The sequence below is a fragment of the Shewanella litoralis genome, from assembly GCF_009828585.1.
Classification (GTDB): Bacteria; Pseudomonadota; Gammaproteobacteria; order Enterobacterales; family Shewanellaceae; genus Shewanella; species Shewanella litoralis.
Genome location: NZ_WSRZ01000020.1, coordinates 59,339 through 74,187, shown reverse-complemented (window position 1 = coordinate 74,187; position 14,849 = coordinate 59,339). Strand labels below are relative to the sequence as shown.

The following is a 14,849-nucleotide window of genomic DNA, read 5'->3' as shown; positions in this document are numbered from 1 at the left end:
AACGAGTCGTGTTACAAAACTTAGTTATAATGATAATGGTTATCAATTGTAAGCTTGTGAAAAATAAAGGAAAATTTGCCTTTGTATCTACAGTGTTCTATCCTGTATGAAATCGATCGAGATCACACTATTTATCAAGGGACATTGCTATGAAAGGTCATCCTAAAGTCATCAGTCAACTCAATCGTGTACTGACTTGCGAACTGACAGCCATTAACCAGTACTTTTTACATGCGCGCATGTTTAAGCACTGGGGTTTAGAAAAGCTGAATGAGAAAGAGTACAAAAAGTCGATTGAAGATATGAAGCATGCTGACAAGTTGATTGAACGGGTATTGTTTCTTGAAGGTTTACCTAACTTGCAGCAATTAGATAAATTGCGCATTGGTGAACATGCCCAAGAGATGCTTAGCTGTGATATGGCGGCAGTAACTGAGCAAATTGCTATTTTACGCGAAGCGATTAATGTATGCGAAACAGAGCAAGACTATGTCAGCCGCGACATGCTTGAAGAGCTGCTCGAAGACGAAGAAGAGCATTTAGATTGGATTGAGTCTCAACAAGGACTTATTAGCCAAACCGGTATTCAAAATTACCTTCAATCACAAATTAACGACTAATAGGACTTATCATGAAAGGCAATCCTGAAGTAATTGACGCCCTAAATTTATTGTTAACTGGCGAGTTATCAGCAATGGACCAGTATTTTGTGCATGCTCACATGTACGAAGATTGGGGATTTAATGAATTGTATACCCGCATTTTGCATGAATCTGACGATGAAAAGTTACATGCGGCAAAGCTTGTTCAGCGCATTCTATTTTTAGAAGGCACTCCAGATGTGGCAAGCCGTGAAGCATTAAACATCGGTAAAGATGTGCAAGAAATGCTTAAAAATGACCTAGATTACGAATACAAAGTGGCAGATGATTTGCGCCGTGTGATAAAACTGTGTGAAGAAAAAGCAGATTACCAAACCCGTGAAATTCTAGAAGTGTTGTTAGATGACACAGAATCAGATCACATGTACTGGTTAGAAAAGCAGTTAGGCCTTATTGAACGCATTGGTTTGCAGAATTACTTACAAACTAAAATGTAATTATTGTTAGCTTATACTTAAAGAAGCCCAATTCAGTTTGGGCTTTTTTGTCTCTGTGATTGAGATAATGATGGTGTACTGTTTTTATATACAGTGATAATATTGTCGTTAAGTTAATCACTGATGGTCACAGAATGCGTAAAATCATTCACATCGATATGGATTGTTATTTTGCTGCGGTCGAAATGCGCGACTTTCCTGAGTTACGAGGAAAAGCCATTGCTGTCGGTGGCAGAAGTGATCGCCGCGGTGTGATAAGTACCTGCAGTTATGAGGCGCGTAAATTTGGGGTGCGCAGCGCAATGTCGAGCTATCATGCCTTGCAACTGTGCCCACAGTTAATTTTAGTGCCGGGACGAATGGATGTGTACAAGTCGGTTTCGATGCAAATACGTGAGATTTTCCACCGTTATACCGATTTAGTCGAACCATTATCGTTAGACGAAGCCTACCTCGATGTCACCGATTGTACCGAACATAAAGGCAGTGCCACTTTAATTGCTAACGCTATACGCGATGAGATATTTGCTGTTACAGGATTAACCGCTTCAGCCGGGGTTGCACCGATTAAGTTTCTAGCCAAAATTGCCTCGGATTTAAACAAACCGAATGGCCAATATGTGATAACCCCAAATCAAATCAGCGATTTTGTTAAAGACTTACCTTTGAGCAAAATTCCTGGTGTTGGTAAGGTCACGTCGCAAAAACTGGCTGATATTGGTTTAGTCACCTGCTTTGATGTACAGCAATACCCCAAAGTGAAACTGATTGAAGCGTTTGGCAAGTTTGGCCATGTGCTTATTGAGCGTGCTCAGGGCATTGATACTCGGCAAATAAGTCCACACAGAGTGCGTAAGTCTGTTGGCGTTGAAACCACCTTAGCCAAAGACATATTCACTCTAGAGCAATGCCATCAAGTCTTACCGCAACTTATCCAGGAATTAAGCGCGCGGGTACAGCGCAGTGCTAAAGACCGCATGGTGAACAAGCAAGTGGTTAAACTCAAGTTTAATGACTTTAAACAAACCACCATCGAACAGCGCAGTGGTGAGATATCGGTGAATGTGTTTTACCAACTGCTCGAACAAGCGTTATTACGCGCTGAAGGTCGTGGAATAAGATTAATAGGTGTGAGTATTGGCCTAGCAGACATGACAGTGACTAAAGCCAATGAGGCCGCAGACAGCCTGACTCAGCTCGACTTGGCATTTTAGATAGCGCAGAAACAATAAAGGCGACATCAATGTCGCCTTTATTATCAATTGAGTTTATTTACATTACGCATTTTTTGCAGGAATACGTGCTAGCACGGCTAATAATAATTCCCAGTATTGGCCAACCGTGGTGATGTTCACCATTTCATCAGGGCTGTGTGGGTAGCGAATGGTTGGGCCTATCGATACCATGTCCATGTGCGGATACGGTTCTTTAAATAAACCACATTCAAGACCGGCATGGATAACCATAATGGTTGGGTCTTTCTTATAAATATCATTATAGGTGTCACGCACGATGGCCATGACCGGCGAGCTGGTGTCTGGCTTCCAACCAGGGTAAGCGCCGCTTAAATCAATACTTGCGCCAGAAAGGTTAGCTAATGCAGTCAGCATACCGGCAACTTCTTCTCGGCCAGAGTCGATTAATGAGCGGATAAGGCACAATATTTCAACACTTTCATCTTCAGTGCTAATCACGCCGATATTGAGTGACGTTTCGGTGACACCTTCCACTTCATCGCTCATGCGGATAACGCCATTGGGGCTGGCATGAAGTAAATCGATTAAGGTATTTTGCGCATCTTCGCCCATCACTTTTGTTGGTGCGGCAATCTCAGCTAAGGTCAGTAACATGCCTGGGTCTGCAATGGCTAACTCTTCGCGCACTAAAGCTTGGAAAGTTTCTATCGCCTGCTTAAGTGCTGCAACATTTTCGCTTGGTAGCATAAAGGTCACATTGGCTTCACGTGGTATGGCATTACGCAGTGAGCCACCCGTAAAGCTAACCAGTTCAATGGCTAGCTCATCGCTGTATTTAAACAAAAAGCGAGCTAGCAATTTATTGGCATTGCCTCGTCCTAGGTGAATGTTTACCCCTGAGTGGCCGCCTTTTAAACCAGATAGGGTCATTGAGAAACTGGCATTACTTTGCTCTGGTGCTTGCCAAGACATAGGTACACTAATTTGTGCGTCTACACCGCCGGCACAACCCATGTAGATTTCACCTTCTTGTTCAGAGTCGGTGTTAATTAGAATGTCTGCATCAAGGTAGCCGGCCTCTAAGCCAAATGCTCCGGTCATGCCAGCTTCTTCATCAATGGTCAGTAAGACTTCTAGTGGACCATGTTTAATGTCAGAGCTGCCAAGAACGGCTAACGCAGACGACATACCAATACCATTGTCAGAGCCTAGAGTTGTGCCTCTGGCTTTAACCCAGTCACCATCAACATAGGCTTCGATTGGATCGGTTTCAAAATTATGTACTTTATCGGCATTCTTTTGCGGCACCATATCGATGTGTGCTTGCAGCACGACGGTTTTGCAATTTTCCATACCTGGGGTTGCAGGTTTACGAATAATTAAATTGCCGACTTTATCTTCAACAACAGCAAGCCCTTGGGCTTTTGCCCATTGTTGAATATGTTGTGATAAGGCCTGCTCATGTTTTGAAGGATGTGGAATAGCGCAAATTTGTTCAAACCATTGCCAAAGAGGCTGAGGATATAATTGAGTTAATGCAGTCACGAAACGCCCTCTATGAAGAATTCAGTCGGATACGACAGATGATACAAATATTTTAACATATTCTGCGGCGTTACTTGATATTGCCACACCAATTTGCCAAGGTTTAGGCCACAAATCTGTAAATAAATATGAACCAGTAACTCTGGTGTTGAATAAGGATTTTTATGACTCAAATAAATCAAACTGCGCAAGCATTTCAAGTGCCTTTTATTGATGTCACCAGTGACGAAGCGATTTTCGAAGGTGAAGGTTGGGATGCTGTGGTCGTTATTGCGCCGAGCCTTGCTGATATTAAGCAAGATGAAATTAATTTACTGGCAGCTCATGCTAGCCAAATTGATATGCGTGTGGGCAAAAGTGCGACTTTACTGTTCGCGCCGGGCCTGGCCGGTGGACGTTTAATTATTTCGCCGGTTGTAGATGCCGATAACTCTTATAACGATGTGCGTGTATTTGCCAAAGCTGCGCGTGAAGGTATTGCTATTGCAAAAGCTGCAGGCGCGACTAGACCATTGCTTGTTGTCCCTGCTGTGAGCGAAAAACGTTATCAATATGCACTGCAAGTTGCGGCACTGGCGTGCGGCCAAGAGTTATGGCAACCACTAGAAGCGCGTGAAGCAAAGTCATTAGCCCCAAGTTTTACCGCAATCGGTCTGCTTAATAGCGCATCTCACAGTATGTTGATTAATGCCGCAGAATCTGGGCGTGTATTAGCACGTGATCTCTGCGGTACTGAACCCGAACGTATGTCTGCCATGGGTTTTGCTCAGTACTGTGTCGATGCTTTTACTGGTAGTGGTTTAGCGGTGTCGGTGATTGATCAGGTTGAGCAATTAAAAAGTGACTACCCATTATTAAGTGCTGTCGGTAGAAGCTCGTTTGATGTTGCACGCCATCATCCTCGGGTGGTAAAACTAGAATATGTCGGCGAGGGAAACATAACTAAAACCTTATACTTTGCCGGTAAAGGGGTTGTTTACGATACGGGCGGCGCTGACATAAAAGTGGCAGGCTCTATGGCGGGTATGAGTCGTGATAAAGGTGGTGCCGCAGCTGTAGCGGGATTAATGAAAGCATTATCGATTATTAAACCTAAGGGGATTAAAGTGGTTGCTGAGCTTGGGTTAGTTAGAAACAGTATCGGTAGTGATGCCTTTGTCACTGACGAAATTATCACTAGCCATGCAGGTGTGCGAGTTCGTATAGGCAATACCGATGCAGAAGGACGTTTAGTGCTTGCCGATTTACTGTCGCATTTACGTATTCAAGCAGAACAGGCGGTTAATCCACAATTATTTTCGGTTGCAACGCTAACAGGGCATGTAGTGAGAGCCTATGGCGGTTACACCGCGCTAGTTGAAAATAATGTGGCTAAGCAACAGGGCTTAGCAACATTGTTGGCCGATGTAGGTGAACAATGGGGAGAACCATTTGAAGTGTCGCGCTTGCGCCCAGAAGACTTTGACAAAGTTGCAGACAAGAATGGTGCGGCCGATGTGGTGTCATCGAATAATGGTCCGTCATCGATTACTGCGCGCGGTCATCAATATCCTGCGGCTTTCTTGTTAAAAGCGTCTGGTTTACAGCAAACATCGCTGGCATTTACTCATATTGATATCGCAGGCAGTGCTGTTGAGGCCGATCCGCTTTACGGTAAGCCAACTGCGAACCCTTTGGTTGCTTTATTACAGTTCGTTGATGTGTGATGGTATTGGTTTTAATTAGCTGTTTTTATTGATTTTTGTTACCTGGTTACATTAGGTTAACAATAGTTGTACATAGTTTCAATACGAAACGTTTGTAATAAAATCACTTTTTAAGCGTTTTTTGTGAATTAAAGCAAATAATACTTGTAATTAAATTACGATTTTGTATAATTCATTTCGTCGACAAGCAATGTGCTTTTCGGCTCTAGTTAATCCAGGATGGATATAGCCTCCAGGGATCTGAGTGACAAGTTGTCTCAACGGATTTGAGAAATGTACGTTCCAAGGAACCGAGCCAAGCTTTACTAGGTTTATGCAACTTAACTTTATTCAGGAGAAGACCATGTCTTATACAGGTAACAGCAAAATTTATTGGCAAAACACTTGGTTTGCTGATGTATCAGTTTTACGTGGCGGTATTTTCGCCATGAAATTTTAAGAATTGACCCTCTTAAAGTAGCTTTAATATCCATCAACCTTTTGTTCGTCTCGTTTGACGGTTTTAGACAAGGTGGTAAATTAATTAATTTATCGCCACATCACGTTAAGTGGTGCTAGCTTTCCTTTCCCCATATGGGATGCTTGTAACATGTCTGCCTACTCTTCTGAGTAGGCTTTTTTTTGCCTGTAATTTATCTCGAATGTTTAGTCCGCTATATAAAACACTGTAATCTTTCAACAAAATGGCCAATTATAGCTATCATCTCTGTAAGTACTTATAATCCACGTCCTATACCCAATCAACTTGAATATACGTGTTTCAGAGCTTCACCGTGTTTTCAATACTAGGCGCGTTAATGCAGTAATGTAGGTACCTTATAAATTAGCGCAACAACGTAGTGGGAACACGGTGAAACTCCCAAAGGGCAAGTTTTACACGCGTTTATGCTGCGTTATTGATTTTGGAAAGGGAACACCATTACCTGCAATCAATGCCTTGCCTAAACGCGTGTAAATTCTTGCTGAAATCGAGCATCTTCAGGTTGTTTGGGTATATAACGTTAGTCAGCTTTCTTGACGCTAATTTTATGATTTTAGTCACGGTTAATGAATCGCCTAAATCCTACCTATTTCAATAAAGCAATTATTTAATTTTAACCCTTACCCAAGGAACCCTGTTCCATGTTAGAAAAACTATTTAAATTAAAAGAGCACAACACCAACCTGAAGCAAGAAGTCGTCGCAGGTATAACGACATTTTTAACCATGGCATACATTATTTTTGTTAACCCAATGATGTTAGCTGACGCCGGAATGGATCATGGCGCAGTATTTGTTGCTACTTGTTTAGCCGCTGCGGTAGGTTGTTTGGTGATGGGCTTGTTAGCCAATTATCCTATTGCGTTGGCACCTGGCATGGGATTGAATGCCTTTTTTACGTACACAGTAGTGGGTGAGATGGGCTATAGCTGGGAAACCGCATTAGGTGCGGTGTTTATGTCTGGCGTGTGCTTTTTAATTTTATCGTTGGTTAAAATCCGTGAGTGGATTGTTAACAGCATCCCGATGTCATTGCGTTTTGGTATTGCTGCAGGTATTGGGTTGTTTTTAGCGCTTATTGGCCTTAAAAGTGCCGGTATTGTGGTGGCAAGTCCCGCCACATTAGTGACGATGGGAGACATTACTTCATTCCCTGCAATAATGGCGGCATTAGGCTTTTTCTTAATTATTGCGATGGTACAGCGCGGCTTAAAAGCGGCGGTTATCTTTAGCATTTTAATTGTGACGGTATTAGGTTTGTTATTTGGCGATGTGCAATATAATGGCTTGGTTTCATTACCGCCTTCTATTGCGCCAACCTTCATGAAAATGAACTTGTCTAGCGTGCTTGAAGTGAGCATGTTGTCGGTTATTTTTGCTTTCTTATTTGTCGACCTATTTGATACCTCTGGCACCTTAGTGGCAGTGGCTCAACGTGGCGGTTTACTTGACGAAAAAGGTCGTTTACCAAGGGTTAAACGAGCATTAACTGCAGACAGTGTGGCAACTATAGCAGGTGCGGCGCTAGGTACATCAACCACGACCAGTTACATTGAAAGTACAGCAGGTGTGAGTGCTGGCGGACGTACCGGTTTAACGGCTGTTATTGTTGGACTGTTGTTTATTGCGGCATTATTTATTTCGCCTTTAGCGGGTATGGTGCCTGCTTATGCCACTGCTGGAACATTGTTTTACGTTGCTATTTTAATGATGTCAGGCTTAGTTAATGTTGAGTGGGAAGATTTAACCGAAGCGGCGCCTGTTGTCGTGACGTGTCTGCTTATGCCATTAACGTTCTCCATCGCCAATGCGATTGGTCTTGGTTTTATCTCTTACGCGGTGATCAAATTGCTGACCGGTCGCTTTAAAGATTTGAATGCTGGAGTGCTCGTTGTTGCTGGATTATTTTTGGTTAAATTTGCTTATAGCTAATCTCGCCATCAACATCATTACGCGGTGAGCTTATTGTATCACAAATGACTTAAGGGGCCTGTGGCCCCTTTTTTATGGCTTAAAAATAAAAAAAGCCCTGTATTAGCGGCTTTCACTATGAATTATTCACTTTATTGGGTATAAAAATAATTCGAATATTTTAGTTAACTGAGTGAAGTCATGGGTTATCGGCGTGTGGTGGTGAAGTTGGGGACGAGTGTGCTGACATCGGGCAGTAAAAAGCTTGATAAAGCGCATATGGTAGAGTTAGCGAGGCAAATGGCCATGTTAATGCGAGCCGGCGTTGAGGTAGTATTGTGTACATCTGGTGCAATAGCCGCTGGGCGTGAACACTTACAATACCCGGTATTTCCCGACACCATGGCCAATAAGCAATTACTGGCCGCAGTAGGCCAAAGTCAGTTAATTTTAGCCTGGTCGCAACTGTTTAGTATTTACGGTTTACATGTGGGGCAATTATTACTGACCCGTGCCGATCTGCAGGACCGTGAGCGCTACCTTAATGCGCGAGACACCTTAAATGCCTTATTAGCTCACAATATTATCCCGATTATTAACGAAAATGATGCCGTGGCGACCAATGAAATTAAAGTTGGTGATAACGATAACTTATCTGCACGTGCAGCTTTGCTATGTGATGCTGACTTGCTGATTTTATTGACCGATCAAAAAGGCTTGTTTGATGCAGATCCGCGTACTAACCCAGATGCTCAACTGATTAAGCAAGTGGCCAATATCGATGACAGTTTACGTTTATTAGCTGGCGGCTCAGTGTCGGGGTTAGGCACTGGCGGCATGGCTACCAAGCTAGAGGCTGCCGATATCGCTCGTCGTGCGGGGATCGAAGTGGTGATTGCGTCGGGCCATCACCCAGATGTGATTGCCAAAGTTGCCGCTAGAGAATCTGTTGGTACCCATTTTAGTGCTATCGAAAATCCGTTAGAAAGCCGTAAGCAGTGGATTTTAGCGGGCCCGGCCACTCAAGGTAAGTTAATTGTTGATGCAGGGGCATCTACTGCGGTGGTGGCAAATGGTCGCAGTTTATTGTCTAAAGGGATCATCGCTGTAGAAGGTAAGTTTGAACGTGGAGCCACCTTATTAATTGTCGATCAACAAGGAAGAATATTGGCCAAAGGGATGAGCCGATACTGCGCTAACGATTTAACTAAAATTAGTGGCAAGCACTCAAATGATATTGAGCCTTTGCTAGGTTATGACTACGGAGATGCCATCATTCATCGTAATGATATGGTTGTACTCGATAATTAAGGATAAGCATATGTCTGCCACCGAAACAGAATATTTAACCCAACTTGGTCAGCGCGCAAAAAACGCAAGTTTTACGTTAGCGGCATTATCGGCCAAGCAAAAATCGGCTTTGTTAACCGAAATAGCCCATCAATTGGGCGAGCATAAAGAGCAAATATTACATGCTAATGCGCAAGATGTTGCCAATGCGAAACGTAATGGTTTAACCGAGGCAATGATTGATCGGTTAATGCTTGATGAAGGCCGTCTGGCAGGGATTATTGCTGATATTGATAACGTGATAGCACTTGCCGACCCCGTTGGAAATGAAGCTGAAAGCCGCGTGCTTGATAACGGCTTACGGTTAACGCGTCGTAGTGTGCCACTAGGTGTGGTTGGGGTGATTTATGAAGCTCGGCCTAATGTGACTGTCGATATTGCGGTGTTAGCCCTTAAAACCGGTAATGCGGTTATTTTACGCGGTGGTAAAGAAACGCTCACATCAAATAAAGTATTAAGTGAGGTTATTCGCTCAGCGTTAGCAAGTCAAAAGTTACCCCAGGATGCAGTACAACTGATTGACTCACCTGACCGAAGCATTGTTAGCGGTTTACTGCGCTTAGATAAATACGTCGACATGATTATTCCTCGTGGAGGGCAAAACTTGCAACGTTTATGTGCCGAGCAGTCGAGTATTCCGGTGATTTTAGGCGGCATTGGTATTTGTCATTTGTTTGTCGATAAACAAGCAGACTTAGTGCGGGCTATCGATGTTATCGCGAATGCAAAAGTGCAGCGGCCTACTGTGTGTAATGCATTAGATACCTTATTAGTACACCAGGATGTTGCCGCAGCATTTATCCCTAATATCGCCTCGCATCTACATTCGCTAGGCGTACGTTTTCACGCCTGTGCTCATGCATTACCGTATTTAGATGACTTAGGTTTTGATGTGACACCAGCGCACGACGAATCGTTTTCAACTGAGTGGTTATCACTCACGTTAGGCATAAGAGTGGTGAATGATATCGATGCAGCTGTTGAGCACATTAGGCAATATTCGAGTGGTCATTCTGAGGCAATTTTAACTGACGATATACACGCAGCAGCCCACTTTATGAATCAGGTTGATTCTGCTGCTGTCTATGTCAATGCCAGTACTCGTTTTACCGATGGTTCTCAATTCGGTTTAGGTGCAGAGGTTGCGGTGAGTACGCAAAAATTGCATGCGCGCGGACCGATGGCACTCGATGCATTAACCACTTATAAGTGGCTTGCCTGGGGCGATTATACTAGCAGGCAATAAAATATATTAATTAGCTCAAACCATAAGGGCGCAAGTTAGCGCCCTTGTTTTATTGTGCAAATCATCGCTTATAAAGTGTAAATAAGGTGGCTTGGTGTGGCTGGTAAGGTAAAGCGCTCATAGGTGGTAAATAACCAAATGATGAAAAAGGCGCAGGTCATTAGAATGGCAACAATGCGAAAAGCTTGAGCGTATTCCATGACATAAGTAAAATAACGGCGTTGAATTGCATTGGTCATAAAGGTTGCGATAAGGGCAAATACACATAAGTACATTGCCGGGTATTGGGTACTACTGACACCGTAAAATTTTTCATAGGCCATAATTAAGCCTACAATTGTTAAAATAACAATGCGTAGTTTTCTTTCAGCGCTGTCGCTTAAATTCCACCTTGGCAGTCCCATTGCCGCATATCCTCTGTTTCCGCTTGGCCTTTATTTCCTTACATTCTGTTATAACTCTGATACTGTTTTTTATCAAACATTTAGCAGGATATACGCTTAAAATTCATTTTGTCTGGGCAATAACCCCAGCTAAACCTTTGTTGATACCCGCATGGACTCGGCTCATATACCCAATCAACTTGAAGATACGTGTTTCAGAGCTTCACCGTGTTTTCAATACTAGGCGCGTTAATGCGGTAATGTAGGCACCTTATAAATTAGCGCAACAACGCTCTTGATTTAATAATCAGGGAAACACGGTGAAACTCCCAAAGGGCAAGTTTTACACGCGTTTATGCTGCGTTATTGATTTTGGAAAGGGAACAACCATTACCCGCAATCAATGCCTTGCCTAAACGCGTGTAAATTCTTGCTGAAATCGAGCATCTTCAGGTTGTTTGGGTATATCAGCAAAATGGCATAAATTTTTTATCAATACCCTTGTAATTCATTTTGCTGTCCCAATATAGGTATCAAGGCTGATATGAGTGGCTAAATGTGAACAGCCAATTTAGCAACCGACAGGTTGAAAAATACGTTGTTCATCCCCATATCAACATCAAATAACATATTTGTGACGTAATAGCGTCAATTCTGGAGGACCCCATGGGCAAAATTATTGGTATCGACTTAGGCACGACAAACTCTTGTGTGGCTGTCCTTGATGGCGGCAAAGCACGCGTAATTGAAAACGCAGAGGGCGATCGTACAACGCCTTCAATCATCGCTTATACCGATGAAGAAACGATTGTTGGCCAACCAGCAAAACGTCAAGCAGTGACTAACCCTGCAAACACATTTTTTGCTATTAAGCGTTTAATTGGTCGTCGTTTTAAAGATGACGAAGTTCAACGTGATGTTAACATCATGCCATTCAAAATTATCGCAGCAGATAATGGCGATGCGTGGGTTGAATCTCGTGGCAATAAAATGGCGCCACCACAGGTTTCTGCTGAAATCTTGAAAAAGATGAAAAAGACTGCAGAAGACTTTTTAGGTGAAGAAGTTACCGAAGCGGTTATTACCGTTCCTGCATACTTTAACGATTCACAACGTCAAGCAACGAAAGATGCTGGCCGTATCGCAGGTCTAGATGTTAAGCGTATTATCAACGAGCCAACAGCGGCTGCGTTAGCGTACGGTATTGACAAGAAACAAGGCGACAACATTGTTGCGGTATACGATTTAGGTGGTGGTACATTCGATATCTCTATCATCGAAATCGACAGCAACGATGGCGACCAAACATTTGAAGTATTAGCAACCAATGGTGACACTCACCTAGGTGGCGAAGATTTTGACAACCGTTTAATCAACTATTTAGCTGATGAATTCAAAAAAGACCAGGGCTTAGATCTACGCAAAGATCCGTTAGCAATGCAACGTTTGAAAGAAGCGGCTGAAAAAGCAAAAATCGAACTTTCAAGCACTAACCACACTGAAGTAAACCTGCCTTACATCACTGCAGATGCAACAGGTCCTAAGCATTTAGTGGTTAAGATCACTCGTGCTAAATTAGAGTCATTAGTAGAAGACTTAATTCAACGTACATTAGAGCCGTTAAAAGTGGCACTTGCAGATGCTGACTTATCAGTATCAGACATCAACGAAGTGATTCTAGTTGGTGGTCAGACTCGTATGCCTAAAGTACAAGAAGCGGTGACAAACTTCTTCGGCAAAGAGCCACGTAAAGACGTTAACCCAGACGAAGCTGTTGCAGTAGGCGCGGCTATTCAAGCTGGTGTACTTTCTGGTGAAGTAAAAGACGTACTATTACTTGACGTAACACCGTTATCATTTGGTATCGAAACCATGGGTAGCGTAATGACTAAGCTTATCGAGAAGAACACCACTATCCCGACTAAAGCAAGCCAAACGTTCTCAACAGCAGACGACAACCAAAGTGCGGTAACGATTCACGTACTTCAAGGTGAGCGTAAGCAAGCGAGCTACAACAAATCTCTAGGTCAATTTAACCTAGAAGGGATTGAGCCTGCACCACGTGGTCAACCACAAATTGAAGTGGCTTTTGACATCGATGCAGACGGTATCTTAAAAGTATCTGCAACCGATAAGAAAACCGGTAAAGCGCAAAACATCACCATTAAAGCTAACTCTGGTCTATCAGACGAAGAAGTAGAACAAATGGTTCGTGACGCAGAAGCTCACGCTGACGAAGATGCCAAGTTTGAAGAGTTGGTTCAAGCACGTAACCAGGCTGATGGCTTAGTACACGCAACTAAGAAGCAAGTTGAAGAAGCGGGCGACGATTTAGCCAGCGACGAAAAAGAAAAGATTGAAGCGGCAATCACTGAGCTAGAAACTGCTATCAAAGGCAAAGATAAAGAAGCAATGGACACAGCCACTCAGGCACTTATAGAAGCGTCTGCTAAGTTAATGGAAATTGCTCAAGCTAAAGCGCAAGCTCAAGGCGGCGCAGAAGGCCAAGCACACGATGCTGGTCAATCAAAGCCTGCTGATGATGTTGTTGACGCTGAGTTCGAAGAAGTAAAAGACGACAAAAAGTAATTAACCATTTCAGTTAGTTACCATTGAAGCGGGCGTTGGGGTTATCCTCACACGCCCGTTTGTATAAATTAAGTTTAGCGACTTACTCATACCTTCGAGAAACAGAACACTATGTCAAAGCGTGATTATTACGAAGTTCTCGGTGTTGGACGTGACACCAGTGAACGCGAAATTAAAAAAGCGTACAAGCGCTTAGCGATGAAGTTTCACCCAGATCGTAATCCGGGTGACAAAGCCGCTGAAGCCAGCTTTAAAGAAATTAAAGAAGCGTACGAAATTTTAACCGACAGTGACAAGAAAGCGGCTTATGATCAATTTGGTCATGCCGGTGTTGATCCTAATCGTGGTGGACACGGCGGTGGTCAAGGTGATTTCGGCGATATCTTTGGCGACGTATTCGGTGACATCTTTGGTGGCGGTCGTCGTGGTGGCGGGCAACGACAAGCTGCACGCGGCAGCGATTTACGTTACAACCTAGAATTGTCATTAGAAGAAGCCGTACGTGGCTTAACGAAAGAGTTACGTATTCCAACACTGGCCGCGTGTGATCTGTGTGATGGCAGCGGTGCTAAAAAAGGCAGTTCGGCGACCACATGTGGTACCTGTCATGGCCAAGGCCAAGTGCAAATGCGCCAAGGCTTTTTTGCGGTGCAGCAAGCCTGTCCTACCTGTCATGGTCGCGGTAAAATTATCAAAGACCCATGCGGTAAATGTCATGGTGAAGGCCGTGTTGAAAAGAGCAAAACGCTGTCTGTTAAAATTCCTGCTGGGGTTGATACCGGTGACCGTATTCGTTTAACTGGTGAAGGTGAAGCGGGCGAGTTTGGTGCACCTCCTGGTGATTTATACGTTCAGGTCAGTGTGCGTGAACACGCAATCTTTACCCGTGATGCTAACAACTTATACTGTGAAGTGCCTATTTCATTTAGTAAAGCGGCTTTGGGCGGCGAAATTGAAGTACCAACACTTGATGGTAAAGTGAGCCTTAAAATACCAACAGAAACCCAAACTGGGCGTATGTTCCGTTTACGCGGTAAAGGTGTTAAGTCGGTCCGCAGCCACGCAGTAGGTGACTTGCTGTGTAAAGTGGTGATGGAAACTCCGGTTAACTTGAATGAGAAACAAAAAGAATTGTTGCGTGAGTTTGAAGCGACATTAACTGGCGAATCAAAAAAGCACAGCCCAAAAGCTGAAGGTTTTTTTGATGGCGTAAAAAAGTTCTTTCAAGACTTAAACAGTTAATCGCAACCTCTTAGCGACTATGAAAGGCTGCTTACTTTGGTAAGCAGCCTTTTTTATTGACGTGTACAATAGGCCATCTTCAGTTCGTAGTCATTATTAGGC

At 43.4% G+C, this 14,849-nt stretch carries 11 protein-coding genes; 9 read left to right on the top strand and 2 right to left on the bottom strand.

All coding sequences use genetic code 11. The features are described from left to right. The first annotated feature begins 149 nt into the window (after positions 1–149). From bfr (GQA99_RS15515) to dinB, 3 genes are all read left to right on the top strand, one after another. Complete coding sequence (bfr, locus tag GQA99_RS15515; RefSeq protein ID WP_160055328.1) at positions 150–620, top strand: bacterioferritin; 471 nt, start codon at positions 150–152, stop codon at positions 618–620. A gap of 11 nt (positions 621–631) precedes the next feature. Beyond that, on the top strand, positions 632–1,099 hold the full coding sequence (gene bfr, locus GQA99_RS15510; protein ID WP_160055325.1) for a bacterioferritin: 468 nt from the start codon (positions 632–634) through the stop codon (positions 1,097–1,099). 134 nt (positions 1,100–1,233) lie between these two features. Beyond that, positions 1,234–2,313, top strand: coding sequence for a DNA polymerase IV (dinB, locus tag GQA99_RS15505; protein ID WP_160055322.1), 1,080 nt, complete (start codon positions 1,234–1,236; stop codon positions 2,311–2,313). 63 nt (positions 2,314–2,376) lie between these two features. Here the strand turns inward: dinB and GQA99_RS15500 are convergent, their stop codons facing one another. Continuing rightward, positions 2,377–3,840, bottom strand: a complete 1,464-nt coding sequence (locus GQA99_RS15500; protein ID WP_160055319.1) for an aminoacyl-histidine dipeptidase — start codon at positions 3,838–3,840, stop codon at positions 2,377–2,379. Positions 3,841–4,004: 164 nt separating this feature from the next. Between GQA99_RS15500 and GQA99_RS15495 the strand changes: the two genes are divergently transcribed. The 4 genes from GQA99_RS15495 to GQA99_RS15475 all read left to right on the top strand — a co-directional run bounded on the left by GQA99_RS15495 (position 4,005) and on the right by GQA99_RS15475 (position 10,533). Continuing rightward, positions 4,005–5,546, top strand: coding sequence for a M17 family metallopeptidase (locus GQA99_RS15495; protein ID WP_160055317.1), 1,542 nt, complete (start codon positions 4,005–4,007; stop codon positions 5,544–5,546). A 1,122-nt stretch (positions 5,547–6,668) separates the two neighbouring features. Then, complete coding sequence (locus GQA99_RS15485) at positions 6,669–7,958, top strand: NCS2 family permease (RefSeq protein ID WP_160055311.1); 1,290 nt, start codon at positions 6,669–6,671, stop codon at positions 7,956–7,958. Between the two features lie 180 nt (positions 7,959–8,138). Continuing rightward, entirely contained in the window at positions 8,139–9,248 is a 1,110-nt protein-coding gene (proB, locus tag GQA99_RS15480) for a glutamate 5-kinase (protein ID WP_160055308.1), read from the top strand. A 10-nt stretch (positions 9,249–9,258) separates the two neighbouring features. Then, positions 9,259–10,533, top strand: a complete 1,275-nt coding sequence (locus tag GQA99_RS15475; protein WP_160055305.1) for a glutamate-5-semialdehyde dehydrogenase — start codon at positions 9,259–9,261, stop codon at positions 10,531–10,533. Between the two features lie 68 nt (positions 10,534–10,601). On the opposite strand, the gene GQA99_RS15470 is transcribed toward GQA99_RS15475, so the two are convergent. Next, positions 10,602–10,937, bottom strand: coding sequence for a hypothetical protein (locus tag GQA99_RS15470; RefSeq protein WP_160055302.1), 336 nt, complete (start codon positions 10,935–10,937; stop codon positions 10,602–10,604). Between the two features lie 645 nt (positions 10,938–11,582). On the opposite strand from GQA99_RS15470, the gene dnaK reads away from it, so the two are divergent. Then, entirely contained in the window at positions 11,583–13,505 is a 1,923-nt protein-coding gene (gene dnaK, locus GQA99_RS15465) for a molecular chaperone DnaK (RefSeq protein ID WP_160055299.1), read from the top strand. Between the two features lie 111 nt (positions 13,506–13,616). Beyond that, positions 13,617–14,747 carry a molecular chaperone DnaJ gene (dnaJ, locus tag GQA99_RS15460; RefSeq protein ID WP_160055296.1) on the top strand — a complete coding sequence of 377 codons (1,131 nt, stop codon included), beginning with the start codon at positions 13,617–13,619 and terminating at the stop codon, positions 14,745–14,747. The last annotated feature ends 102 nt before the right edge of the window (positions 14,748–14,849 follow it).

Bases quoted from the DNA above. Each gene is read 5' to 3' on its own strand.
- dnaK (WP_160055299.1), top strand. From the start codon at position 11,583: ATGGGCAAAATTATTGGTATCGACTTAGGCACGACAAACTCTTGTGTG.
- bfr (WP_160055328.1), top strand. From the start codon at position 150: ATGAAAGGTCATCCTAAAGTCATCAGTCAACTCAATCGTGTACTGACT.
- bfr (WP_160055325.1), top strand. From the start codon at position 632: ATGAAAGGCAATCCTGAAGTAATTGACGCCCTAAATTTATTGTTAACT.
- proB (WP_160055308.1), top strand. From the start codon at position 8,139: ATGGGTTATCGGCGTGTGGTGGTGAAGTTGGGGACGAGTGTGCTGACA.
- GQA99_RS15485 (WP_160055311.1), top strand. From the start codon at position 6,669: ATGTTAGAAAAACTATTTAAATTAAAAGAGCACAACACCAACCTGAAG.
- dinB (WP_160055322.1), top strand. From the start codon at position 1,234: ATGCGTAAAATCATTCACATCGATATGGATTGTTATTTTGCTGCGGTC.
- dnaJ (WP_160055296.1), top strand. From the start codon at position 13,617: ATGTCAAAGCGTGATTATTACGAAGTTCTCGGTGTTGGACGTGACACC.
- GQA99_RS15470 (WP_160055302.1), bottom strand. From the start codon at position 10,937: ATGGGACTGCCAAGGTGGAATTTAAGCGACAGCGCTGAAAGAAAACTA.
- GQA99_RS15495 (WP_160055317.1), top strand. From the start codon at position 4,005: ATGACTCAAATAAATCAAACTGCGCAAGCATTTCAAGTGCCTTTTATT.
- GQA99_RS15475 (WP_160055305.1), top strand. From the start codon at position 9,259: ATGTCTGCCACCGAAACAGAATATTTAACCCAACTTGGTCAGCGCGCA.